Raw genomic sequence first — 24716 nt, 5'->3', positions numbered from 1 at the left:
AATCGCCAGGGCCTTGGCAAGAACTTGCAGCCCAGGAAGAGATGGCGGGACGTGGCGTCGCCGACATCGGCAGAACTGCAACCACGCTCGCCGCGTTGAGACGCCAGGGAGGGCGGACCGGGATGCAATTGGTCGAAATTCTACTGCCGACCGCGGACAACGAGGGGCAGGCCTTTCCGGCGGAAGCCTTCGCGCGTGTCCGCGACGAACTGGTGGCGCGCCATGGTGGGGTGACGGCCCATCTGCGGGCGCCGGCCCAGGGGGTCTGGGCGGGCGCGCATGCGACGGTCTCGGAGGACGTGGTGGTGATCGAGGTGATGGTCGGGAGCCTCGACCGGGGCTGGTGGAGCAGCTACCGGACCGAGTTGGAGCGGCGCTTCCGCCAGGAGGCGATCGTGATCCGGGCCCATCCGATCGAGCGGCTCTGACCGTCGTCAGCCTTCGGCGATCTTCCAGATGCCCTGCGCGGTGGCGACCGGGCGACCGCCGGCCGTCAAGGTGCCGGCCATGAACATCACCCCCTTGGCGCGCCGGGTGACGACGGCGCGGCATTCCAGGAAGCTGCCGATGCGGACGGGGGCGGTGAAGTGGACGTCGAGCTGGATCGTCGCCTGCTTCAGGCCGCCGGTGTCGTCGTAGGCGGCGAGGCCGAGCGCCTGGTCGGCCATGGCGAGGGTGACGCCGCCGTGGACGACCCCGTTGCGGTTCATGTGGTCGGCCCGGGTCATGAGCCCCACGGCGATGCGGCCGTCCGGCTCGCGCTTCTGCCAGAAGGGGCCGATGAAGCTCTCGAAGCCGCCTTGATCGATTCTGTCCCAGCCGTCTGCGGCGGGGTCGTAGGATGCGCTCACGACTGGATCTCCGTTGGTCACGCCTCGTGTGCCCCGGCAAGGGCTCCGGGGCAAGCCCGCCGGAGCGGTACCCGCCTTGCGGCAAAGACGGCCACCGCATCGTGATCGCCGCGCCCCCTACCCTGCGGGCGGGCGCGCCCCCACAATAGGAGGCCGCCGCACCAGAAGGAGACCGCCCATGCACGGCACCCATTTCCCCGTGACCCGCACCGACAAGGAATGGCGCGAGCGGCTGACGCCCGAACAGTATGCCGTCATGCGCGGCCATGGGACGGAACGGCCGGGGAGCTGCGCGCTCCTGCATGAAAAGCGGGCCGGCACGTTCGTGTGCGCGGGCTGCGACCAGCCGCTCTTCCGCTCCCAGCGCAAGTTCGAGAGCGGGACGGGATGGCCGAGCTTCAACGACCCGGTCGACGGGTCGATCGAGACCACAGAGGACCGCAGCTACGGCATGGTCCGCACGGAGGTGCACTGCAGCCGCTGCGGCAGCCATCTCGGCCACGTCTTCCCGGACGGTCCGCCGCCGACGCACCTGCGCTACTGCATCAACGGCGTGGCGCTGACCTTCGTGCCGGAGGCCTGAGGACTCCACGGGCGCGGAACAGGGATGCGCGGCCGGGCGGGAACGATCCGGCCGCTCGATCGTCCTTGGTGGAGTCCCGCGATAGCCCGGCGGGATCTTCCGGGAGACGAGTCATGACCAGAACCCGCCGCACCGCGGCCGCCGCCGCGATGATCGCCGCCGCCCTCGCGCCCGTGCCCGCGGCGGCGTTCGGACCGGAAGCCCTGGGTGACCTCAAGCTCGGCCTGACGCTCGCCGACATGGAGCAGGTGGGACTGGACAGTCTCGGCTCCTCCGGCGAGGCCGACCGCAACGCCGGCGGCGACCCGGAACTCTCGTTCCCGACCGCCTGCAGCGACAAGGGCCGGATCTGCAGCTCGGCGGACGTGGACTTCACCGCCACCGCGCTCGGCGAGGAGGCCTATCTCCTGACGATCCGGACGCGCTTCGCCACGCCGACCTCCCTGTCGCGCGTCCTCGATCCCGTGAAGCGCCAGTACGGGCGGGAGACGAAGCGCCAAGCGTTGCCGGCAGCGGCCGAGAAGGGCAAGGGCAGCCGCCAGGTGGTCCGCCTCCTGTGGGGGCGCGTGCCGGAGGGCTCCGGCCAGCTCGAGACCTATTCGGGCAAGATCGACCTCCTGTCGAAGGGCACCGCGCGGACCGCGGCGCTGATGCTGCTCGATGTGGCGGACGGGAAGGTGCTCTCCTACACGCTGATGGTCATGGATCGCGAACGCTACGAGAAGAACAGGGCGTTCCACCAGGCGAGCGCCAGCGCACCGCCGGCGCGGGCGCAGACCGTCAGCGCGCCGGCTACGGCCGGCCCGGTCATGCCCTGAAGGTCGTCCGGAACCGTTCCGAGGGGGCTCGGCGACGTCCGCAAGACGGCGGCAACGGAATTTTAAGAGGTGTGGCGCGAGCCGGAACTGCGTTGAAATTCAAAGATGATGCTGCGGCTCTTGGCAGTTTTTCGGCACGGCAACGGTCGTGCTTGCTCATTTTGGTCACATCATCCGGCCATTGAACGAGGCAACGACAACTGCCGGGCGGAAACAAGCTTGGCAATAGCCTCGGACTGGACTGGATGGCGCTCACGATTCTCGCCAAGGGCGAAACGGTTCTTCATGGCTTTTCGCGACTCGTCTTCGGCGCTCCGCGGAGCGCTTCACCGGTCGCCGCGGCGGTCCTGTTCGGCTCGATGATCGCCACGGCGCCCGCTGCGAACGGACAGACCGACGAGGTTCCCGTCGTCAGGTTCGAACAGATTTCGCTCCGGGAGGAGCCGGCCGGAGGGTTGGGCGGCGTCGATCCGCTCTTCCTGCCGCCCGAAGCAATGATCCCGGGCAGCGTGCTGCCGGCGCCGGAGGCTGCGGGGGCCGAAAGCTCCGGCGCAGCCGTTCCCCCCGCGGAACCGGAGCGGACATGCCGGGCCGAGGAGGGCGAGGAGACGGCGGACCTGATCACGCTTCCGACGCGCTTCCAGCCGAACCCGGGACGGCAGGCGGTCACGCGCATCCTGCAGCGGGTCGCGGCGGAGACGGGGGTCGATGCCGTCTACCTGGTCGCGCTGGCCGACAAGGAGTCGAGCCTCGATCCGACGATCCGGGCCCGGACCTCCTCGGCGGAGGGCCTCTTCCAGTTCATCGACCAGACCTGGCTGGACAGCGTCCGGCGGGACGGGCCCGCCTACGGGCTCGCCGCGGAGGCCGCGCTCGTCGAACGGGACGGAGACCGCTGGACCGTGAAGGACCCGGCCGCGCGCGAGCGGGTGTTGGGGCTGCGGCGCGATCCCTATGTGTCCGGTCTCCTCGCCGCCGCGCTCCTGAAGCGCGACCGTGCGGCGCTCGAGGCCGAACTCGGCCGTCCGCTGGAGACGCGCGAATTCTACTTCTCGCACCTGCTCGGGTCGGCGGGCGCCGAGCGGCTCCTGAAGCTCAAGGCGGACAAGCCGACGATGGCCGCGAACGCCCGCTTCCCCGCCGCCGCGCGGGCGAACCGCTCGCTCTTCTACGCGCGGCAGGGCCGAAAGTTCCGCGCCCTCACCACGGCCGAGGTCTATGGCCGGCTTGTGGCCATGATGGAGAGCCGCCTCGCCCGCTATGCCGACCTTCTGAAGACCGAGGCGCAGGTCGCCTTCGGGGCGCCAGGACGGCGCATTCCGGCGGGTTCGGCTTCACGATAGTCTCACGCTTCTCGGGCACTCTCGAGCCGTTCGAAGATCGGCTCCTGCCGAGACCGCGTCCCCCTTCGGTTCCGACGTGCGACCCGCGCCGGAGCCGCCTTCGGCGACCCGGGCCGTGGCGAGACCGGTCCGGCGGGAGCGGGAGGAGCGCGCTTGGGAGGACACAGGATCGGCCGCGGCAGGTCGGCGACGCCGGCCGGAAGCGCGGTCGGCACCGGCGCCAACGGGCTCGGGCTCGGCATTCCCGGATCGGGCGCCCAATTCGGCTCGCGCAAGGGCGCAGGCGTCCAGCCGGTCTGCCCGCATGCGGCCGGGTCGGTCCCGGGGTTCCGCCATTTCCTCGGGGAGCCGGGGTCGGACGAGAAGACCCTTTTCGACGGCCAGCCCCCGCAGGCGTCGCGGCCGACCGAGGACCGCTTCCGGCGGGCCATGCAGGCCCTCTCGGACCGGCTCCTGGCCGATCCCGGCTTCACGACGCCGCTCGCGCCCGGCCTGCACCCGCATGACAATCCCGGCTTCCCGGCCGGCTACACCTATCTCCTGCAGTTCGTCGCCCACGATCTCGTCCAGTCCGCGGTCCCGCTCTCGGAGGCCGGGGACGGCGGGGTCTCGCAGGGCAACCTGCGCCGGCAGCCGCTGGTGCTGGAGACGCTCTACGGCGACGGCCCGGTGCAGGGGAGCCGCGCCTACCGGTTCGAGCGGCTGGGCCGGCCGCGCCGCTACCTGCGGATCGGACCGGCTCTGCTCGACGACGGCTCCACCCCGGCGCGCGACATTCCGCGCCAGCGCCTGTTCGAGGCGCCGCCGGCCGCCCCGGGTCCGATCGAGATCAACCGTCCGACCGAGGTCCTGATCGCGGACGCGCGCAACGACGACAACGCGACGCTTTCGCAGCTCGTCGTCGCCTTCTCGCTCCTCCACAACGCGGTCGTGGACCGGCTCGACGGCCTCGGGCTCGGCACGGAATACGCCGCCACGGACGACGAGATGCGGCTCGACCAATACCATGCGGCGCGCGAGGTGGTGACGCTCGTGTACCGTCGCATCCTGCGCCGGGACGCCATGGGGCGGCTGCTGCATCCGGCGGTCCTCGCCGCCTACGACCGCGACAAGCCGACCTTTCTCGATCCGCTCTCCTGCCGGCCCGAGGCGCCGCCGGTTTTCGAGTTCGCCTATGCGGCGTTCCGGACCGGACACAGCCTGGTGCGCGACGAATACGGGTTCAGCGACGCGGCCGCACGGACCGGGCAGAGCGTCTCGCTCGCCGCCATCCTCAGCCAGAGCTCGGAGGCCGGCGGCGTGCGGATCCCGCCCAACGCTCACTGGCTGGCGACCTGGTCGCGATTCTTCGAGGTCGACCCGAGGCGGCGGCCCGACCTCGCGCGGCGCATCGGGCCGACCTCCACGGGCCCGCTCTTCGACGCCTCCCTGTTCCCGGCGACGGACGGCACCGGGGCGGTCGGGCTCGACTACCGGGACCTGATCAGCGCCGGGCTCGCCCGTCTATGGCGGCTCGAACCGCTCGTCGCCCGGCTCTCCGCCCTGGCGCCGGACTGGGTGTCGGGCCACCGGATGCTGGCCGACAAGGCCTACCGGTCCGGCCTGGTGGGCGCCTTCCTGGCCGATTCGCTGCGGCCGGTGCCGGCCGCGATCGCCAGCGCGCTCGCGGACGATCCGCCCCTGCCCTTCTTCCTGCGCTTCGAGGCCGGGATGGCCGGGGCCGCGGAGGGCGGCGGCGACCACGGCCGCCACCTCGGCATCCTCGGCTCGCTGATCGTCGCCGAGACCATCTTCGGCGGCCTCGCCGCCACGATTCCGCCGAGCGAGACCGCGGGGGGGCCGCTCGCGACCTCGATCCGGGCGGCGCTGGTGGCGCGGCTCGGGGCCCGGGCGGCGGGGTGCCTGCCGGAGCTCACCGGCACGGGTGCAAATGAGATCGACAGCGTCCCCAAGTTGTTGCAGGCTCTGCCCCGCCTCGTGAAGGGCGGGATCCCGGGACCCTCCTTCCTCTGACCGTCCTCGCGAAATGGCCAAGCGGCGGGGCCTCTTGATCGCCGCGCAAGGGCTGGAGTTCGACCATGGCTTTGAAGAGACTCGAGATCACCAACTACGAACAGCTCGGCAAGCTAACCAAGACCTGGGCCCTGAAGCAGGACCGCGTCCAGAACGGCGGCGTCTACCTGCCGAAGCCGAAGACGCTCGAGGAGTTCCTCGCCATGCTGGTGAAGGCCGGGGCGACCACGAAGGCCAACTGCGACGCGTGGCTGGCCTCGTTCCAGGGCAAGATGAAGAAGATCCGCTTCGTCCAGTCGACCGAGTCGACGCTCGTGGTGCGGCTGCCCATGGCGCGCATGCTGAAGGAGTCCGAGAAGTGGCTCGAGGAGGGCGGCTACTACAAGCTCCCGGGCTTCTATTCGCCGGACTTCTTCGACGGCGCGCCGGAGGAGCCGAAGCAGGGACCGGGCGAGGCCATGCGGCTCCACGCGGAACGGATCGGCGACTACACCATCGCGCAGTGCGTCTGACCGACCGCGGTTCGCTTCGGGGAGCCGCGCGCTCCCCGGAGGTGCCCGGCACGTCCGGCGGGGCGATCAGGCCCCCGCGGCCGCTCAGCCGCGCGGGCCCATGAGGATCACCAAGGCGCCCAGCAGGCAGAGCGCGGCGCCGCCGAGGTCGAACGCGTCCGGCGCCTTGTTCTCGACGAGCCGCATCCAGACCAGCGAGGCGGCGATATAGACCCCGCCATAGGCCGCGAAGGCGCGTCCGGCGTGGCTGACCGGCACCAGGGCGAGCAGCCAGGCGAAGAGCGCCAGGGCCGCGAGGCCGGGGACGAGCCACAGGGCCGACCGGCCGAGACGCCACCACGACCAGACCGCGAAGCACCCCGCGATCTCGGCGGCCGCTGCGGCGGCATAGAGAAGCGCCGTCACGGGCGGGAGGGTCACTCGCTGGCCACCTGCGAGGGGCTGCGGTCGGCCCAGGGCACGTGAGGGGCACCCGCGCCGTGGACCCCGTCGCGCAGCCGTTCCCAGTCCGCGCGGCGGCGGATCGGGAAATTGTGCAGGAACCAGCGGGTGATGGCCAGGTCCGTCGGCGGATCGGCGCCGGACCAGTGCGCGCGCACGAGGTCGAGGAAGCGCGTCATCTCGGCCTCGGCCTCGCGTCGGCGGCCGAGATGGTGGTAGGCGGCGGCCATCCAGCCCGGGAGGTTGGAGATGACGTCGACCGCCGATATCCCTGCGGAAATCGATCCCTCGTAGTCGCCGCAAAGGAAGCGGGTGCCGACCAGGTAGCCCCACTGGCTGCGCGTCGGGGTCGTGACGAGGGCCACCATCTGGGCCTCGAGCCGGGCGGCCTCGGCCATCTCGCCCATGAAGGCGAGGCCGTGGGCGGCGGAGATCAAGGTCCAGGGATCCGAATCGTTCAGGGAATGGGCGAGGCGGAAGCTTTCCGCCGACAGGGCGTACTGGCCCGCGAGCGCCTGCGACCAGGCGAGGCAGAGGTGGGCGCGCGAGTCGATCGGGTCGATCTGCACGGCCCTGCGGGCGACCCGAAGCGATTCGGCCTCGGTGACGGGGTCGCGCGTCAGCCCCGGGAAGGCGAGATGGCGGCCGTTGTGCAGCTGGGCGAGGCTCGAGAAGGCCGGCGAGAAATTCTCGTCGAGCCCGGTCATCTCGCGGAAGATGGCCTCCGCCTGCCGCCATTCCTCCGAGCGGAATCCGATGATGGAGACCTGGCCCTGCAGCCAGCGGTCGTGCAGCGCCATGGAGACGGGCGCGCGGCCGGCGAGGCGGTTCAGGCGCTCCGTCGAGAGATGCACCCGCAGGGCCATGCCGATGGCGCGCACGATGTTGCGCTGGACGGCGAACCAGTTGGACGGCGAGAGGGTGTACTGCTCGCTCCAGATATACGCCGAGGCGCTGAGGTCCTGGAGTGTCATGACGAGCTTGGTCTCGTCGCCAGCCTCATAGGCTGTCATCTCGACCAGGTAGTGGTTGCCCTCCGTGGCGGGCGGCTTGCCGGCCGGGATCTGGTCGCCCACCCGCCATTCGCGGAAGCGGACGAGGCTCGCGACCAGTTCGTGCCGGAAGCAGAGGAGCTTGTCGGCGTTGAGCGCCGAGACTTCGATGGCGCGGAGCTGGGCTACCACGATCACCGGGCGCGGCAGCGCCTCGGGCGGTTCCGGCGCGGCGGGCAGGCGGGCCGCGGGGGCGGGAGCCTCGCCGACCTGCCCCATCTTGATGGCGACCATGAGGGCCTGGGTCTCGTCGGCCGGCTCGGTGCCGTAGTCCTCGTCGAGCAGATCCCAGAGGGTCTTGTAGTGCTTGTGGGCACCGGCAACGTCGCCGGCCTGGGCCTTGAGGCGCATCAGATGGCGGCAGGCCACCTCATGGGTCGGGTCGAGGTTGATGAGGGCCTCGGCGCGCAGCTTGAGCCGGTCGCGGTCGTCGAGCCGCTCGGCGACGGTCATGCCCGCCTCGAGCAGCCGCGTGAGCCGGTCGGAGATCTGCTGCCTGTAGGCGAGGAGCCAGACCCGGAAGGCGGGATCGATCTCCTCGTAGCCGGCCAGGACGGCCTCGCCCAGGCGGCGGCGTTCGAGCAGTGCGGCCGGCACCCTGCCCTCGTCCAGCGCCTCGACCACGGCACCCAGGTCGTGCCGCACGCCGCCCGTCCCGAGGGCCACGTCGAAGCGCTCGGCCGCGAAGCCGTCGTAGCCGACGGCCAGGAAGGCCTGGCGGACCTCCTTCAGGGTCTGGCGCAGCGATGCCCGCGCCTTCTCCTCCTCGGTCTCGCTCCAGAGCAGGCCGACGATCCGCTCCCGGGGCTGCGGCTGCCCGGGGTGCAGGGCCAGATAGGCGAGCAGCGCGCGCCCCTTGCGCCCGCGCAACTCGACGGGGCGGCCGTCGAAGTGGATCTGGCAGCCGCCGACGAGGTCGAAGAACAGCATGCCGCCCTGTCCAGGGGCGGCCGGGCTACCAGGCCTCGTCTCCAGGCGTTCGTCGATCGTCTGCAAAGGCCAAGGTCCGTGACGGCATGCAGCCAGGCGGCCGCCGGTTTCAGTCTAGACTAGAAAAGGGGGCTATCCCAGGTGAACCCGGTTCTTGCTCTCCAGGAAACCATGCGAAATTTGACGATACGACAAGGCTCCGGTTGCATTTCTGGTCCATACACTCGAATTACAGGCAGCTGCAGGTCCGCCCGGGTACAGTCGGCCGAGTAGATTGTGTGACCCATGGTTGCACAACCTTCTAAAATTTCAGTTGCCGATGCCGGGAGCGTCTTGCCGGCCAGATCTTCGTCCGGGCCGATGTCGGCGCGCGGCATGGCGGCGACCTGGGGAAGCTCGGCGGGCGGGGGGCCTTGTCGCCGGGCGAGGTGGCGGCGATCGAGATCCGTCAGGGTGCCGTCACCGAGGGTATCGGCCTTCCAGGCGGCGAGATCCTGGGCGAGTTCCATCTGCAGGAGTTCCAGGAGGGACGCCCGCAGCGCCTCCGCGAAGGTCGGCCGCGCCGCCGCGCCGAACGCGAAGCCGCGGCCGTCCGGCCCCGTCGAGAAGACGGCCAGCGCCGTCACGGGCAGGTCGGTGGCAAGGTCGACGACGGTGACGGGCCGGTGCGGCATCGTGCCGCGCAGGGCCGCCAGTTCGGCGAAGGCGGCCGTGGCCTCGACGGCATCGGCGGCCAGGCGGCGGGCGGGCCGCCCCGCCCGCCACCAGAGGGCGACGGCGTCCCGCTCGATCAGTTCCAGGAGGCCGTGGCGGAGTGCGTCCCCGGCGGTCGGGCCGGCTCCGGTGCCGAGCCCGAGGGGCGCGCTCGGCACGCCGTGCCGGTCCGGCGGACATGTGCGCACCCGAAGCGCGAGCGGAATCCGGAACGGCGCACCGTCGGGCTCACGCCGCACCGCCGCCCAGAGGCGCGCGGGCGGCGCGACGTCGGCTCCCAGCCCCGCGTCCGGAAGACGGGAGGCCAACTCGTCCGAGAGCGCCTCGTCGCCCCGCTCGAACAGGGATGCGACCTCCACGGCCTCGCCGAGGCACTTGGCGAGCGCCTCGGCCGGGCTCGTACCGAGCCCTGCGACGCCGAATGCGGGGACCCCGGGCCCGGGCCGGAGCCGTGCCCCGAAGAACCACGCTTGCGGCGCGGCCGGCGGCACGATCCGGAACAGGTCCTCCAGGTGGCCCGCGACGGCGGCCAGCCGAACGGCGGCACCATCCAGCATTCCGGGAACGGCGGCCAGGGGGATGGGTTCGATCATGAGGGCGGCAGGTCGTCCGTGCGGCTCCGGTGCAGCTCTGCATGCATACAACCGCACGCGCTTCGCCGCAATTCTGCCGTGCCTCACGCTGAACTCACGGTGAATGCGCAGACTGCGATACGTCGCCCGGAACCAACCGGTCGGCGAGCCGCCGGTTTTGGGATTTCCGGCCTGCTCGCCGGTCGAGCCCTGGTCCGCCCGCACTGCGGAGCCACGGCAGCCGGCCCTTGCTCCAGTCCCTGGGGGGCAGCCGGACGGGTCGATGCCCGGCCATTGGGCCGCGGCGGTCGCGACGTCATTTGAGCAGGCCTTTTCGATCGGAGCTTCTCCCGTTGCGGGAGCTACATCCGGAAGGTGGCCGCCCGCGGGAAGACCCGACGTCCTCCCGCGCGGCTGCCGCCTTCCGAACGGGCGCGGCGGCCCGTTCTGCGCTATGCATTCCGGGCATGCGGGCGAGTCCACCCCTTCCCCGCATGCTGGACGGGAGTGACGGGCTTGGCAGTCGGCAAGACGGGCGAGCGGCGGCGCGGCCACCGGACGGCCGGCGTTCCCTCGCTCAATCAGCGGATCCGATCGGATATCGAGGGCAAGATCCTGTCGGGCGAATGGCCGCCCGGGCACCGGATCCCGTTCGAGCACGAGCTCATGGACGAGTACGGTTGCGCGCGCATGACGGTCAGCAAGGTGCTCTCCTCCCTGGTCGAGGCGGGGCTGATCGAGCGGCGGCGGCGGGCCGGCAGCTTCGTGCGGCGCCCGACGGCCCTGTCCGCCGTGCTGGAGATCCCGGACGTCGAGGCGGAGGTGACGGCGCGCGGCGAACCGTACCGGTACGAGCTCCTCGCGCGCACGGTCCGCAAGGCGACGCCGGAGGACGCGGGCTGGCTCGGGGTCGCCCCGGGCACGCCGGTCCTCGCGCTGCAATGCCGCCATTTCGGGGACGGCCGGCCGCATGCTCTGGAGCAGAGACTGGTCTCCCTGGAGGCGGCCCCCCATGCCGAGGCCGTGGATTTCGAACGCGCGCTGCCGGGCACCTGGCTGCTCGAGCACGTTCCGTGGCACGAGGCCGAGCATGCCATCGGGGCGACGGCCGCCGACCCGCGGACGGCGGCGCTCCTCGACGTGCCCTCCGGCACGGCCTGCCTCGTGGTGGAACGCCACACCTGGAAGTCCGGCCTGCCGATCACCGCGGTGAAGCTCTGGTACCCGGGCGACCGCCAGCGCCTCGTGGCGCGGTTCACGCCGACGATGACGGCTGGACGGTAGCTGGACTTCGTCGGAAGACGACGGGCTTTCGGTGCCGTCCGGCAATGCCGGTCCGACGACGGCCGGTGCTGTCAGCGGGAGGGCCAAGTCCAGGCTGGCCGATCGTTATCGGCGACCACGGTCTCGCCGAGTTCCTTGCCGAGTTCGAACGAGCGACAGTCCGACTGGGCCAACAATGCCTCGGCCAGCGGCTTCGAGTGGGTAACCACGAAAATCTGCGATGTCGACGCGACTGCGGCGATGAGGCGAGCAAGTGGGGCAAGCAGATCCGCATGGAGACTAGTCTCGGGCTCGTTCAAAATCATCAATGTCGGCGGGCGCGGCGATAGCAAAGCAGAAGTCAGGAGCAAATAACGCAGTGTTCCATCCGACAACTCAGCGGCCTTCAACGGTCGCAGCAGACCATGCTGCCGCACTTCGATTTCGAAATAGCCCCGGTCACCGCTGACATCCACACGGGCGCCGTCGAAGGCGTCAGCGACGGCTTCATCGAGGGCATCGCTGTCCCCAATCTCCCTGATCGTCTGAATTGCCGCCGCCAGATCGGCTCCATCGCTGGCAAGGACAGGAGTGTAAGTGCCTACCTGCGGGCGCCGCGCGGGCGCTTCAACGTCCGTCCTGAAGTGATCGTAGAAGCGCCAGCCGCGCAGACGTTCGCGCAACAGCAGCAGTTCGAGGCCATCTCTCGGATCACTGCAGTGCGTCATCATGCTGTCGAATGGAGCCAGACTATCGTACGCCTGCCGCTATGACCCGCTGCTGTCGCGAATGCGTACACCCGGACCTTGCCGGATCGCGAAAGCGTTCGATCTTCCAAGTGTTTCGGCGGTCCAAATGGTTTCCGTCTTTATGGCCGGATCGCTTTTGAAGGCGGACGGCCGATGTTGAGGGATCGGCAGCCCGAGGTCGATGGCATAGCCATAGTCCTCGCCTGCGAACCCGAGCTTCAGCGAAATCGGCCCCTTCCTAACCGTTCCTTGGACGGGGTGCTCGCCACGTTTCATGGCGCGGGAGAGGGTCTCGGGACCGGCCCAAAGGGTCGAGTCCAAACCACCCTCCGCGGCAAGCGCCTGGATGATCCGCCCCTGTGCAACATCTGCCAAGAGCCGGAGCGCGCGATAGAGACTCGACTTACCGGAACCGTTCGGTCCCGTGACGACGTTGACCGGCCCAAGGCCTAACGTGATGTTCCGAAGTGATCGGTAGCCAGAAATCGCGAGCTTCGTAATCATTCAAATACTTCAATTACGGTCCATATCGGTCGACTGACCGCAGGACTGTAATGGTGCCCGACGATAGCGTCCAGTCAATCGTCTGCCGCGCCGCCGTAACATCAACGCGCTAGACTGACGGTGTCGGCACGCAGAGGCCAAGGAAGACGAGTGGAGCGATCGGGCCGCCAACAGGATGTCCTGCCCGCAATGGTCAGCAAGCTCCGTCGAACTCGGCGAGCACCAGATGCAGGGTCCCGCCAGCGCTCAAGGTCAGGCGGCACGGGTCCGGGCAGGCGAGCGCGTCGAGGGGGCCGGGGGCCAGCGTTTCGTCCCCGACCTCGACGACCCCGTCGCCCTCCACCCAGAGCAGGAGCGCGCCGCGCAGGTCGCGGGCCATCGCCTGGCCCGGTGCGAGGCGGATGCGCTCGACCCGGTGGCATGCCTCGCCGCGGCGGGTCATCACGTTGAAGGCGAGGACGGGGCTCCCCGTGGGCCGGGCGGCGACGGGAGCGTCGCCAGAGAAGCGGAACGGCGCCGAAGCGGGCGTGAGCAGGACGGCCGGAGCCCCGCCGACCGCCAGCTCGAGGTCGCCGGCGACCACCGTCAGCGTCCGGTCGATGCCCGGGAAGGGCGAGAAGGGCCCGGCGGCCTCGATGCGGGCGAGGCTCAGGCGGACCGCAAAGGCGTCGAGCCCGGCCCCGGCCGGGGAGACGAACACGTCGGCGGTCACCCCGCCGCCGTTCCTCCAGGGCTGCGGCGTCCGGTCGGCGGCGCGCAGCAGGCGCATCATCCGAGGATGCCGGGCAGGTCGAGGCCCTGCTCGCGGGCGCAGTCGAGCGCGATCTCGTAGCCCGCGTCCGCATGGCGCATGACGCCGGTCGCCGGATCGTTCCAGAGCACGCGGGCGATGCGCCTGGCCGCTGCCTCGGAGCCGTCGCAGCAGATCACGACGCCGGAGTGCTGGGAGAAGCCCATGCCGACGCCGCCGCCGTGGTGGAGCGAGACCCAGGTCGCCCCGGAGGCGCAGTTGAGCAGCGCGTTGAGGAGCGGCCAGTCGGAGACGGCGTCCGAGCCGTCGCGCATGGCCTCGGTCTCGCGGTTGGGCGAGGCGACGGAGCCGGAGTCCAGGTGGTCGCGGCCGATCACGACCGGCGCCTTCAGCTCGCCCCGGGCCACCATCTCGTTGAAGGCGAGGCCGAGCCGGTGACGGTCGCCGAGGCCGACCCAGCAGATGCGCGCGGGCAGGCCCTGGAACGCGATCCGGTCCCGCGCCATGTCGAGCCAGTGATGGAGGTGCCGGTTGTCGGGCAGGAGCTCCTTCACCTTCTCGTCCGTCCTCCAGATGTCCTCCGGGTCCCCGGAGAGAGCGGCCCAGCGGAAGGGGCCGATGCCGCGGCAGAAGAGCGGGCGGATGTAGGCCGGGACGAAGCCGGGGAAGTCGAAGGCGTCGGCGACGCCCTCCTCCTTGGCCATCTGGCGGATGTTGTTGCCGTAGTCGAGGGTCGGCACGCCGGCATGGTGGAAGTCCAGCATGGCGCGGACGTGGGTCGCCATGGAGGCGCGCGCGGCGCGGTCCACGGCCTTGGGGTCGGCCTCGCGCTTCGCCTCCCACTCGGCCAGCGTCCAGCCCTTCGGCAGGTAGCCGTTGACCGGATCGTGCGCGGAGGTCTGGTCGGTGACGACGTCCGGGCGGACGCCGCGGCGGACGAGTTCGGGGAAGATGTCGGCGGCGTTGCCGAGGAGGCCGACGGAGACGGGCTTCCGCTCCCGGCAGGACCGCTCGATGATCGCCAGGGCCTCGTCGAGGTCCTTCGCCTGGACGTCGAGGTAGCGGGTCCTGAGCCGCATCTCGATGCGCGAGGGCTGGCACTCGACGGCCAGGCAGGAGGCGCCCGCCAGGGTGGCGGCGAGCGGCTGGGCGCCGCCCATGCCGCCGAGGCCGGCGGTCAGGATCCAGCGGCCCGCGAGGCTGCCGCCGTAGTGGCGCCGGCCGACCTCCACGAAGGTCTCGTAGGTGCCCTGCACGATGCCCTGGCTGCCGATGTAGATCCAGGAGCCGGCCGTCATCTGGCCGTACATCATGAGGCCCTTGCGGTCGAGCTCGTGGAAATGGTCCCAGGTCGCCCAGTGGGGCACCAGGTTGGAATTGGCGAGAAGCACGCGCGGTGCGTCGGCGTGGGTGCGGAAGACGCCGACCGGCTTGCCGGACTGGACCAGGAGGGTCTGGTCCTCCTCGAGCCGCTTCAGCGCGGCGACGATGCGGTCGAAGCTCTCCCAGTCGCGCGCGGCCCGGCCGATGCCGCCGTAGACGACGAGCTCGCCCGGCCTCTCGGCGACCTCCGGGTCGAGGTTGTTCATCAGCATGCGGAGCGGGGCTTCGGTCATCCAGCTCCTGGCGGTCAATTCGGGTCCGCGCGGGGCGCGGATGACGCGGGCGTTGTCGAGGCGGCCGGCGGGGCGGTTCATGGGCGGGGTCCCTCCAGGGCGAAGTTCTTGCAGGCTTCCAGGATGGCGGTGAGTGCGGCGCGCATCGGGGCCGCGAAGTCGGGGTCGTAGGGCGCCGGCCAGGTGGTCTCGTCGAGCGGCCCCTCGGGGTCGGCCATGTAGCCGCGGCAGGCGAGCTCCATCTGGACGGCGTGGACGCCCTCCCGGGGGCGGCCGTGGCGGCGGGTGATCCAGCCGCCCTTGAAGCGGCCGTTGGTCACGCGCGAGAGGCCGGTGGCGTCGCAGATCGCCTCGATGCGGGCGGCGAGGTCGGGGGCGCAGCTCGCGCCCGAATTGGTGCCCAGGTTGAAGTGGGGCAGGACGCCGTCGAAGAGGCGCGGGACGACGGATCGGATGGAGTGGCAGTCGTAGAGCACGATCCGGGGGTGGGCGGCGCCGAGTCGCGCGATCTCGGCCTCGAGCGCCGCGTGGTACGGCTCGAAGAAGGCGCGGCGGCGGTCGGCGATCTCGGCGGGGCCGGGCTCGGCGCCGGGGCGGTAGAGGGGCTCGCCGTCGAAGGTGGTGGTCGGGCAGAGCCCGGTGGTGGCCTGCCCGGGATAGAGCGAGGCGCCGGACGGGTCGCGGTTGACGTCGATCACGGTGCGCGAGACGGCGGTGCGGACGACTGTCGCCCCGAGGCCGGCGGCGAAATCGTAAAGCCGCTCGATCCACCAGTCGGCGTCCTTGCGGGCGAGCCAGGGGGAGACGAGGCCGGCCTCAACGGCGGCAGGGATCTCGGTGCCGGTGTGCGGGATGGAGACCAGCAGCGGAGCGTCGCCGCGGGTGACCGTCAGCCAGGAGGGCGTCTCAGGCATGGTCGCGGGCTCCGGGGGCGGGATCGGGCCCCGGCGCGGGGCATGCGGAGGCGCCGCGGGGGAGGATGCCGGCGAGGCCCCGCATCCCCGGCCAAGGCGCGTGAGCGCCGCAGATCCTGGGGCCAGCGCCGGACCCGGGCCGCAACGGTGCGGCAGGCGGACGGCGCTGGATCCCGGCTCTCCGCTGCGCTCCGGCCGGGAGTGCGGGAGGGAGGGCCGCAGCATGACCGGACCACCGCGGCGGCGGGGCGGATGCGGCAAGGCCCACCCCACGGGTGTCACCCCGGCCATCGCGCCGGGGCCTATCGGCGGGGCAATGGGGATGGCCTTTCTCAAGGGCACACTCGTGTAGCGCGGCACGGCCAATGGGTCCCGGCTCGGTGGCCGGGATGACACCCGGGGACTGGCCCGAGCAGGGCCGAACCATCGGGCCAGGCGTGCAGTCAGGGAAGGGGCGAGCCGCGCTGCCCGCAGTGCGGCGAGCGCTCGCGCAGGGGCGGGTCATCACGCCGCCTCCCCGGCGATGCCGGGCAGGGCGATGCCCGGGGCCTCCGCCAGGGCTCCCGATCGGACCAGCGTCAGGGCGGCCTCGATATCCGGGTGCATGTAGCGGTCGTCGTCGAGATGGGGCACGGCGCCGCGCAGGACGGCGCGCGCGCGCTCCAGGGGTTCGCTGGACGCGAGGGGCGCGTGGAAATCGAGGCCCTGGGCGGCGGCGAGGAGTTCGATGGCAACCACGGCGGCGGCGTTGGCCGCCATCGGCAGGAGCCGGCGGGCGCCGTGGGCCGCCATGGAGACGTGGTCCTCCTGGTTGGCCGAGGTCGGGATGGAATCGACGCTTGCCGGGTGCGCCCGCTGCTTGTTCTCCGAGACGAGCGCGGCGGCGGTGACCTGGGGGATCATGAAGCCGGAGTTGAGGCCGGGCTTCGGGGTCAGGAACGCGGGCAGGCCGGACAGCGCCGGGTCGACCAGCATGGCGATTCGGCGCTCGGCCAGCGAGCCGATCTCGCAGATCGCCAGCGCGATCATGTCGGCCGCGAAGGCGACCGGCTCGGCGTGGAAGTTGCCGCCCGAAAGGGCCTCGTCCGCCTCGGGGAAGATCAGCGGATTGTCGGAGACGCCGTTCGCCTCGGCGGCTAGCGTGGCGGCGGCCTGGCGCAGGAGGTCGAGCACGGCGCCCATGACCTGCGGCTGGCAGCGCAGGCAGTAGGGATCCTGCACGCGCGGGTCGCCGGTACGGTGGGACGCGCGGATCGGGCTGCCGGCCATCAGGGCGCGGAGCGCGTCGGCGGTCTCGATCTGGCCGCGGTGGCGGCGCAGGCGGTGGATGCGCGGGTCGAACGGCGTGTCGGAGCCGCGCGCGGCGTCGGTCGACAGGGCGCCGGCGACCAGCGCCGCCCAGAAGACCGTCTCGGCCTCGAAGAGCCCGGCGAGCGCATGGGCGGTCGAGAACTGGGTGCCGTTCAGGAGCGCAAGGCCCTCCTTGGCGCCGAGGACCACCGGCTTCAGCCCGGCGCGCGCCAGGGCGTCGGCGGCCGGGACGCGGCCCTCCGGCACGAGGATCTCGCCGACCCCGATCATCGCGGCGGTCATGTGGGCGAGCGGGGCGAGGTCGCCGGAGGCGCCGACCGAGCCCTGCGCCGGCACCACGGGCACGAGATCGCGCTCCAGCATGGCCTCGAGCAGGTCGAGGGTCTCCAGCCGCACGCCCGAGGCCCCTTGCGCGAGGCTGGCGAGCTTCAGCGCCATCATCAGCCGGGCGACCGGCTTCGGCATCGGCTCGCCGACCCCGGCGGCATGGGAGAGGACGATGTTGCGCTGGAGGGTCTCCAGGTCGGCGGTGTCGATGCGGACGCTGGCGAGCTTCCCGAAGCCGGTGTTGATGCCGTAGACCGGCTCGCCGGCCGCCAGGATGCGGGCGACCGCGGCGGCGGCGGCGGCGACCTGCGGGCGGCAGGCGGGGTCGAGGGAGGCCGGGGCGCCGCGCCAGACGGCGCGCCAGTCGGCGAGGCGGACGTCGCCGGGCGCAAGCGTGATCATCGACCCCTCCGGATGCGGGCGTGAAGCGGGTTGAAGCCGAGACGGTAGACGAGTTCGGCCGGGCGCTCGACGGTCCAGACCGCGAGGTCGGCGGCCTTGCCGGGCTCCAGCGTGCCCACGTCGGACAGCCGGCCGAGGGCGCGGGCGGCCTCGCGGGTGACGCCCAGCAGGCACTCGTCGACCGTCATGCGGAAGAGCGTCGCGGCCATGTTCAAGGCGAGGAGCAGCGACGTCATCGGCGAGGTGCCCGGGTTGCAGTCGGTGGCGACCGCCATCCGAACCCCGGCGGCGCGGAAGAGGTCGATCGGCGGGCGCTTCGTCTCGCGGATGAAATAGAAGGCGCCGGGCAGGATCACCGCGACGGTGCCGGCCGCCGCCATGGCGGCGGCGCCGGCCTCGTCGGTGTGCTCGAGGTGGTCGGCCGAGAGAGCGCCGTATCGCGCCGCCAGGGCGGCCCCGCCGAGGTTCGAGAGCTGGTCGGCGTGGAGCTTGACGGGCAGGCCCAGCCGGCGGGCGGCCTCGAAGACGCGGGCGATCTCGTCGGACGAGAAGGCGATCCCCTCGCAGAAGCCATCGACCGCATCGGCGAGGCCTTCGGCGGCGACGGCCGGCAGCATGTCGTCGACGACGCGCGCGATGTAGGCGGCCTTGTCGCCCTGCGCCTCGGGCGGCAGCGCGTGAGCGCCCAGGAAGGTGGTGACGATGTCGACATCCCGTTCGCGGCCGAGGCGGCGGGCGGCGCGGAGCTGCCGGAGCTCGGTCTCGCGGTCGAGGCCGTAGCCCGATTTCACCTCGACGGTCGTGACGCCTTCGGCGATCAGGGCGTCGAGGCGCGGCAGGGTCTGGCGGACGAGGTCGTCCTCGCTCGCCGCTCGGGTCGCCCGGACGGTCGACACGATGCCGCCACCAGCGCGGGCAATCTCCTCGTAGCTGGCGCCCTGCAGGCGCAGTTCGAACTCGTGGGCGCGGTCGCCGGCATGGACCAGGTGGGTGTGGCAGTCGATCAGGCCGGGGGTGATCCAGCGGCCGTCGCAGACGACGCGTTCGGCATCGCGGGCCTCGGCGGCCGGCAGGTCGGCGGCCGGGCCGGCATAGACGATGCGCCCGCCGCGCGTCAGGAGGGCGGCGGCCTCGACCACCCCGAGCCCGGGGCGGTCCGGGCGCATGGTGGCGAGGCGGCAGTCTGTATAGAGGCGGGCGGGCTCGAGTGAAGGCGCCATGACGCATCATCCGGGAGCGGGAAGCACCCGGATAATGTATAGACATATTCACCGCAGACGCAAGAGCCCGTGACCCGGGACCGCGGCACATGGGGTTGCCGCGATCCCGCCGGGGCCCCTGCCCTCAGCCGCGCAGGCCCTCCTTGCGGACCCAGGCCTCGCCGTCGTCGAGCGCCTTTTCGAGCCGGTCGAAGAGCTCGTCGAGTTCGGCCTCGGCGATGATCATCGGCGGGCAGATCGCGATGGTGTCGCCGATCGCGCGCAGGATCGCGCCGCGTGCCTGCAGGAAGGCGACGCACTGGGCCGCGACGCCCTTCTTGGGGTCGAAGGGCCGGCGGGTCGCCTTGTCGGCGACGAGCTCGACGCCGCCGACGAGGCCCTTGGAGCGGCCGTTGCCGACGAGCGGATGGTCCTCCAGGCGCTTGATGCGCTCGGCGAAGCGGGGCGCGAGCCCGCGCACGCGGCCGAGGATGTCGCGCTTCTTGTAGATCTCGATCGCCTTGATGCCGAGGGCGCAGCCGAGCGGGTGGCCGCCATAGGTGAAGCCGTGCCCGAAGGTGCCGATCTTGGCGGACTGGCTCTCCAGCGCGTCGATCATGAACTGGGGCAGGAGGACGGCCGAGAGCGGTGCGTAGGAGGCGGTGAGCTGCTTGGCCACCGAGATCGTGTGCGGCACGAAGTCCATGGTCTCGCAGCCGAACCAGTTTCCGGTGCGACCGAATCCGCAGATCACCTCGTCGGAGATGCAGAGGATGTCGTATTTCGCCAGGATCGGCTGGATGGCCGGGAAGTAGCTGTCGGGGGGCACGACCACGCCGCCGGCCCCCATGATCGGCTCGGCGATGAAGGCCGCCACGGTCTCGGGACCCTCGCGCAGGATGAGCGCCTCGAGGCTGGCGGCGAGGCGGGCGACGAACTCGGCCTCGGTCTCGCCCTCCTGGGCGAAGCGGTAGTATTGCGGGCAGTCGGCGTGGACGACGCGCGCGACCGGCAGGTCGAAGTCGATGTGGTTGTTGGGCAGGCCGGTGAGCGAGGCGGTCATCACGGTGACGCCGTGGTAGGCCTTGATGCGACTGATGATCTTCTTCTTGTCGGGGCGGCCGAGGGCGTTGTTGTAGTACCAGGCCAGCTTGATCTGCGTGTCGTTCGCCTCCGAGCCGGAGGAGGAGAACAGCACCTTGGAGATCGGCACCGGCGCGATCTCCTTGAGCTTCTCGGCCAGCTCGATGGCGACCTCGTAGCCCTTGGCGCCGAAGAGGTGGTAGTAGGGCAGCTTCTTCAGCTGCTCCGTCCCCGCCTCGATCATCTCCTCGTCCGAGAAGCCGAGCCCGGCGCACCAGAGGCCGGACATGCCCTCGATGTATTCCTTGCCCTGCGTGTCGACGACGAAGACACCATGGCCGCGCTCCAGGACCAGGGGCCCGATCTCGCGCAGCCGATGCTGCGGCGTGTAGGGATGCACCAGGGCCTCGATGTCGCGGACCTGCATGTTGGTGAGCTGGGTCATGGTCGTCTCTCACGAAGGCGGCGCGCCGTGCGCGGCGGAAGCGCGGACCATAGCCGAGGCGGAGCCGCCCGTCAGGTGCGGGGCCGCACGACGGTCATGCCCGTCGGGCATGCCGGGCGGGCCGTCCTCGTGAAAAAGGGGAGCCCCTGATCGGGAGCTCCCCTGGTTTTCCTGCAAGAACCACTGGTGAAAAGGTCTGCTTAAATTCCGTCTCCGCCGCGATCAGGAGGAGAGGCGGATCTTGAGAATCTGGGCGGCGATCTCGTCGTAGGCGGCCTTGAGGGCGGCGCCGTCGGCGGCGTCGTAGAAGGCCTTCCGCTTGACGCCGTTCTGGTCCGTGATGGTCGAGGCGCAATCCTCGAGCATCTTCTTGGCCCAGGTGCCGGAGGCGCCGGTCAAGTCGAAGCCGATGGTGTAGACCGTGATGCCTTCCTTGTTCATGGCCCCGCAGGCGGCGAGCGCGGCGTCCATGGAGGCCGGGTTGGGCTCCACGACGGTCTGCTTGCCGGTCGTGCCGTAGGAGGTGTTGTAGAGGCCGTCGGTCATGAGGATCGCCACCTTCCGGACGCCCTTGGCGCCGGTGGCGGAGGCGGCCGCGCCGGTCCAGACGTCGCTCCACTTGGCGGAGAGGACGTAGCGGGCCCAGATCGTGCCGAGGTGGCCGGCGGTGGTGCCGCTCGCCGTGAAGGCGGAGACGTCGGCGAGCAGGGCGGTGCGGTCGTTGGTGAGCGGACGGACCTTGTTGGCCGGGCAGTCGGCGGCGGCGGACACGCCGACGGGGGAGACCTTGCCGCTCGCGTCCGAGCTGTCGATGACGCCGGACAGGTAGCGCTCGGTGACGCAGGCGGTGCTCTTGCCGCCGCTCACCGCGGCCGCGTAGGCGCCGGCGTTGACGGAGGCCGCGAAGGGGACGACGCCGATCCGCACCACCTCCTTGTTGGCGCCGTTCGCCGGCAGGAGCGTGTTGATGAAGTCCGTCGAGGCGGACTTCAGGGAGGCGATCTTGGTCGGGCCGCCGGCCTTCGGCTTGGACGCCATCGAGCCGGTCATGTCGACCATCATGGCGATCTCGAACTTCGTGCCGTCGACGGTCGAGTCGGAGGACACGCCGAGGTCGACCACGTCGACGCCGGCAATGCCGATGAGGACCGTCTTCATGTGCGCGGTCGCCTTGACGCTCGCGGTCTTGGTCTTCAGGTCGGTGACGACCTTGAAGTCCGCCGACTTCACGGTCTCGGCGATGTCGGCCCGCATGTTGGCGTCGAAGATGGAGCGGGCGACGGCCTGGAGCTTCTTGGTGTCGCTCTCGCCGGCGGCGATCGCCCGGGCGGTGGCGAGCGAGGCGGCGTCCGCGGCGCCCTGCATTTCGCTGCGGACCGCCGCGGCGCGGCTGTAGTCGACGGCGACTCCGGTGGTCACCATGATGCCGAGGAGCGCGCCGCCGAAGGTCGCCGCGATCGAGCCGCGCTCGTCGCGGGCGAAGTCGGTGAGGGCGGGGAAGAGGCTGCGGGTCATGGGGTCGGTCCTCGGAAGGCGGTCTGGCCTTCCCATCGCAACCCGCGTGCCAGCGCCCCCCGCCCCCGCCGTGCCAGACCGCGCCGCTCTGATCGGAAAGGCGTTTTCCGATCAGACGTAAACGGCGGCCCGCGGGAGGGGGTACTCATCAATCTTTCGTTAAGGAACGCAGGCCCGCAACCGGACATGCGCCGCCGGTGTATGCTGTGCGGATGGAGTACGGTTGTTCCGTTTCGGAACAATACGGGTTCGCCTCCGGACGGTCGTGCCAGCAGGCGGCGCGGCCGGCGGGAGCGGCCCGGGGGCCCTTGCCGAGATCGTTCATCGCCCTGGCGGGCCGCTGGCCCGCCCGGCCCCCGACCCGCGGGGTCCTTCGGCCGAGCCTGCCGTCCGGGAGCCGGCCGTCCCGTAAGGTGCCGACTGGACAGCGCGGCCTCGACCCGCGATCCTCACCCGAAGGCCGGACCCCGAACCAAGAAACGACCGGAGAAACGCTCCAATGCTCGGCACGATGCAGCACTGGCCGCTCCTGTGCACCAAGATCCTGGACCACGCGGCGCTCCAGCACGGGGGCAGGCCGATCGTCAGCCGATCCTGCGAGGGGCCGATCCACCACACGACCTACGCCGACCTGCGGGCCCGCGCGTTGCGGGCTGCCCAGCGCCTCGACCGGCACGGGATCCGCCTCGGCGACCGCTGCGCGACGCTGGCCTGGAACACCTGGCGGCACCTGGAGGTCTGGTACGGGCTCCTGGGGATCGGGGCCGTCTACCATACGGTCAACCCGCGGCTCTTCCCCGACCAGATCGCCTGGATCATCAACGACGCGGCCGACCGGCTCCTCTTCGTCGACCTCACCTTCTTGCCGATCGTGGAGAAGATCGCCGCCGCCCTCCCGACGGTGGAGCGGATCGTCGTGCTGACCGACGCCGCCCACATGCCGGCGACCTCGCTTGCCAACGCAGTGGCGTACGAGGACTGGCTGGCCGAGGCGGACGGCGATTTCGCGTGGCGTGCGTTCGACGAGAACACCGCGGCGGGCATGTGCTACACCTCCGGCACGACCGGCCACCCCAAGGGCGTCGTCTACTCGCACCGTTCCAACGTGCTGCACGCCTGGATGGCCGCGACGCCCGACATGATGGGGATCGGGGCGGCCGACGTGGTCATGCCCGTGGTTCCGATGTTCCACGCCAACTGCTGGTCCCTCGCCTTCACGGCGCCGCTGACCGGGGCCGGCCTGGTGCTGCCCGGGGGGCGGCTCGACGGCGCCGCCGTGCACGAGATGCTCGAGGCCTACGGCGTGACCTTCACGGCTGCGGTGCCGACCGTCTGGCTGATGCTGCTGCAGCACCTGGAGGCGACCGGCGGGAACCTGACCAGCCTCAAGCGCGTCGTGATCGGGGGATCGGCCTGCCCGCGCGCCATCACGGAGAAGTTCCTGAAGCGCTACGGGGTGGAGGTCCGGCACGCGTGGGGCATGACGGAGATGAGCCCGCTCGGCACCATCTGCACGCCCAAGCCGGAGACCCGGCCGGCGGACGACGAAGCCTGGCTCGACCTGCAGGTGAAGCAGGGGTCGCCGCCCTTCGGCGTGGAGATGAAGATCACGGACGACGAGGACCGCCCGCTGCCGCACGACGGCAAGACCTTCGGGCGGCTGAAGGTGCGCGGGCCGGCCGTGGCGGAGTCCTACTTCAAGGGGACGGGCGCGGAGTCCTTCGATGCCGAGCACTGGTTCGATACCGGCGACGTCGCGACGATCGATCCCTACGGCTACATGCAGATCACCGACCGGGCGAAGGACGTCATCAAGTCGGGCGGCGAGTGGATCTCGTCGATCGACCTGGAGAACCTGGCGGTCGGCCATCCGGACGTCGCTGAGGCGGCGGTGATCGGGATCGCCCATCCGAAGTGGGACGAAAGGCCGCTCCTGGTGGTGGTGCCGCGCAAGGACCGGGAGCCGTCGAAGGAGTCGATCCTCGGCTTCATGGAAGGCAAGATCGCCCGGTGGTGGATGCCGGACGACGTCGTGGTCGTGCCCGAGATCCCGCACACCGCGACGGGGAAGATCCAGAAGACCACGCTGAGGGAGCAGTTCCGGGACTATCGCTTCCCGGGGACGAGTTGACAGAGAGGACGCCATCACCACCGGGGGGCCGGTATCATGAACGGAGAACCACGATGACTGCCGAACGTGACCTGATCCGGACCGCCTACGACCTGGGCCTCGCCGACCTGAGGAGCGACGCCCTCTATCGTCCCGGCTGGTTCCGCCCCGACGAGCGCGCCCCGCTCGGCGGGCCCGAGCGCGGGCTCAATTTCCTGATGCCCTATGCGGTCGCGGTGGTGCGCAGCGACGGCATCCCGAGCCAGAGCCACCCGTGGCCGGACTTCGAGAGCCTCAGCCGCGAGGAGATGAAGGCGATCGAGATCATCCACATGTGCCTCATCGAGACGCGCTCGGTCATCCTCTTCGAGTATCTCGACCGCCGCCGCGCCTATTACGCGCATGCCTACGACCTCCTGCGCTACGCCTCGCGCTTCGGCGGCGAGACCTACCCGCGCGCCCTCCTGGAGCGGCCCGGCACGGCGGCCGGCCGTCCCGACGCCCCCGTGCCGACCGCCTCGGCCGTCGCACTCGTGGCGCTCGTCTGCGAGATGGGCCTCGACGCGGAGGGCAACCTGGTGGGGACGGGCGAGGAGGCCTACTGAGGCTTTCGACAAGAATTGCAGGCAAGGTCGCAGAGTTACGACCCTGCGGCCGTCGCCGTTCCCTCATACCGGCACGCTGGAGTTGGTCCGTCC

The 24716-nt window shown here is 71.0% G+C and carries 20 protein-coding genes and 1 pseudogene; 9 read left to right on the top strand and 12 right to left on the bottom strand.

All coding sequences use genetic code 11. From position 1 onward, the window contains the following. The first annotated feature begins 122 nt into the window (after positions 1 to 122). A complete protein-coding gene (locus WBG79_RS06450) occupies positions 123 to 428 on the top strand; it encodes a hypothetical protein (RefSeq protein WP_337356283.1) in 306 nt (101 codons plus the stop codon). A gap of 6 nt (positions 429 to 434) precedes the next feature. Here the strand turns inward: WBG79_RS06450 and WBG79_RS06445 are convergent, their stop codons facing one another. Next, positions 435 to 851 carry a PaaI family thioesterase gene (locus tag WBG79_RS06445; RefSeq protein WP_337356282.1) on the bottom strand — a complete coding sequence of 139 codons (417 nt, stop codon included), beginning with the start codon at positions 849 to 851 and terminating at the stop codon, positions 435 to 437. Between the two features lie 178 nt (positions 852 to 1029). Here WBG79_RS06445 and msrB point away from each other — a divergent pair, with 178 nt between their 5' ends. The 5 genes from msrB (at position 1030) to WBG79_RS06420 (ending at position 6120) form a co-directional block, all read left to right on the top strand. Further along, positions 1030 to 1434 carry a peptide-methionine (R)-S-oxide reductase MsrB gene (msrB, locus tag WBG79_RS06440; protein WP_337356281.1) on the top strand — a complete coding sequence of 135 codons (405 nt, stop codon included), beginning with the start codon at positions 1030 to 1032 and terminating at the stop codon, positions 1432 to 1434. 113 nt (positions 1435 to 1547) lie between these two features. Then, positions 1548 to 2252, top strand: coding sequence for a hypothetical protein (locus WBG79_RS06435; RefSeq protein ID WP_337356280.1), 705 nt, complete (start codon positions 1548 to 1550; stop codon positions 2250 to 2252). Positions 2253 to 2497: 245 nt separating this feature from the next. Continuing rightward, a complete protein-coding gene (locus tag WBG79_RS06430; RefSeq protein WP_337356279.1) occupies positions 2498 to 3595 on the top strand; it encodes a lytic transglycosylase domain-containing protein in 1098 nt (365 codons plus the stop codon). 153 nt (positions 3596 to 3748) lie between these two features. Continuing rightward, the gene (locus WBG79_RS06425; protein WP_337356278.1) at positions 3749 to 5608 is read left to right on the top strand and encodes a peroxidase family protein; all 1860 of its coding nucleotides are present in this window, start codon (positions 3749 to 3751) and stop codon (positions 5606 to 5608) included. A 65-nt stretch (positions 5609 to 5673) separates the two neighbouring features. Continuing rightward, the gene (locus WBG79_RS06420; protein ID WP_337356277.1) at positions 5674 to 6120 is read left to right on the top strand and encodes a hypothetical protein; all 447 of its coding nucleotides are present in this window, start codon (positions 5674 to 5676) and stop codon (positions 6118 to 6120) included. A gap of 84 nt (positions 6121 to 6204) precedes the next feature. Here the strand turns inward: WBG79_RS06420 and WBG79_RS06415 are convergent, their stop codons facing one another. From WBG79_RS06415 to WBG79_RS06405, 3 genes are all read right to left on the bottom strand, one after another. Further along, a complete protein-coding gene (locus tag WBG79_RS06415) occupies positions 6205 to 6525 on the bottom strand; it encodes a YnfA family protein (protein ID WP_337357895.1) in 321 nt (106 codons plus the stop codon). Positions 6526 to 6536: 11 nt separating this feature from the next. Then, a complete protein-coding gene (locus WBG79_RS06410; protein WP_337356276.1) occupies positions 6537 to 8543 on the bottom strand; it encodes a BTAD domain-containing putative transcriptional regulator in 2007 nt (668 codons plus the stop codon). 119 nt (positions 8544 to 8662) lie between these two features. Next, positions 8663 to 10054, bottom strand: a complete 1392-nt coding sequence (locus WBG79_RS06405) for a YcaO-like family protein (protein ID WP_337356275.1) — start codon at positions 10052 to 10054, stop codon at positions 8663 to 8665. Positions 10055 to 10345: 291 nt separating this feature from the next. Between WBG79_RS06405 and hutC the strand changes: the two genes are divergently transcribed. Continuing rightward, positions 10346 to 11113, top strand: coding sequence for a histidine utilization repressor (gene hutC, locus WBG79_RS06400; protein ID WP_337356274.1), 768 nt, complete (start codon positions 10346 to 10348; stop codon positions 11111 to 11113). A gap of 71 nt (positions 11114 to 11184) precedes the next feature. Here the strand turns inward: hutC and WBG79_RS06395 are convergent. The 8 genes and pseudogenes from WBG79_RS06395 to WBG79_RS06360 form a co-directional block, all read right to left on the bottom strand. Beyond that, a pseudogene (locus tag WBG79_RS06395) lies at positions 11185 to 12345 on the bottom strand (AAA family ATPase). Positions 12346 to 12538: 193 nt separating this feature from the next. Then, positions 12539 to 13117 (bottom strand): HutD/Ves family protein, encoded by a 579-nt coding sequence (locus tag WBG79_RS06390; protein WP_337356273.1) that lies wholly within the window; start codon positions 13115 to 13117, stop codon positions 12539 to 12541. Then, entirely contained in the window at positions 13114 to 14793 is a 1680-nt protein-coding gene (gene hutU / locus WBG79_RS06385; protein ID WP_337356272.1) for a urocanate hydratase, read from the bottom strand. Before hutU ends, WBG79_RS06390 begins: the two co-directional genes overlap by 4 nt. Beyond that, positions 14790 to 15626 carry an N-formylglutamate deformylase gene (gene hutG / locus WBG79_RS06380; RefSeq protein ID WP_337356271.1) on the bottom strand — a complete coding sequence of 279 codons (837 nt, stop codon included), beginning with the start codon at positions 15624 to 15626 and terminating at the stop codon, positions 14790 to 14792. The genes hutU and hutG overlap by 4 nt, the downstream gene beginning before the upstream one ends. Positions 15627 to 16130: 504 nt before the next feature. Next, positions 16131 to 17666 carry a histidine ammonia-lyase gene (gene hutH / locus WBG79_RS06375; protein ID WP_337356270.1) on the bottom strand — a complete coding sequence of 512 codons (1536 nt, stop codon included), beginning with the start codon at positions 17664 to 17666 and terminating at the stop codon, positions 16131 to 16133. Further along, entirely contained in the window at positions 17663 to 18886 is a 1224-nt protein-coding gene (gene hutI / locus WBG79_RS06370; protein WP_337356269.1) for an imidazolonepropionase, read from the bottom strand. The genes hutH and hutI overlap by 4 nt, the downstream gene beginning before the upstream one ends. A 124-nt stretch (positions 18887 to 19010) precedes the next feature. Beyond that, positions 19011 to 20393, bottom strand: a complete 1383-nt coding sequence (locus WBG79_RS06365) for an aminotransferase (RefSeq protein WP_337356268.1) — start codon at positions 20391 to 20393, stop codon at positions 19011 to 19013. 222 nt (positions 20394 to 20615) lie between these two features. Next, positions 20616 to 21908 carry a pilus assembly protein TadG-related protein gene (locus WBG79_RS06360; protein WP_337356267.1) on the bottom strand — a complete coding sequence of 431 codons (1293 nt, stop codon included), beginning with the start codon at positions 21906 to 21908 and terminating at the stop codon, positions 20616 to 20618. Between the two features lie 499 nt (positions 21909 to 22407). Between WBG79_RS06360 and WBG79_RS06355 the strand changes: the two genes are divergently transcribed. Further along, positions 22408 to 24039 carry a long-chain-fatty-acid--CoA ligase gene (locus WBG79_RS06355; RefSeq protein WP_337356266.1) on the top strand — a complete coding sequence of 544 codons (1632 nt, stop codon included), beginning with the start codon at positions 22408 to 22410 and terminating at the stop codon, positions 24037 to 24039. Between the two features lie 53 nt (positions 24040 to 24092). After that, positions 24093 to 24623, top strand: a complete 531-nt coding sequence (locus tag WBG79_RS06350; protein ID WP_337356265.1) for a hypothetical protein — start codon at positions 24093 to 24095, stop codon at positions 24621 to 24623. The last annotated feature ends 93 nt before the right edge of the window (positions 24624 to 24716 follow it).

Source organism: Prosthecomicrobium sp. N25 (assembly GCF_037203705.1).
Taxonomy (GTDB): domain Bacteria; phylum Pseudomonadota; class Alphaproteobacteria; order Rhizobiales; family Ancalomicrobiaceae; genus Prosthecodimorpha.
This window is presented reverse-complemented; position numbering and strand designations above follow the sequence as displayed.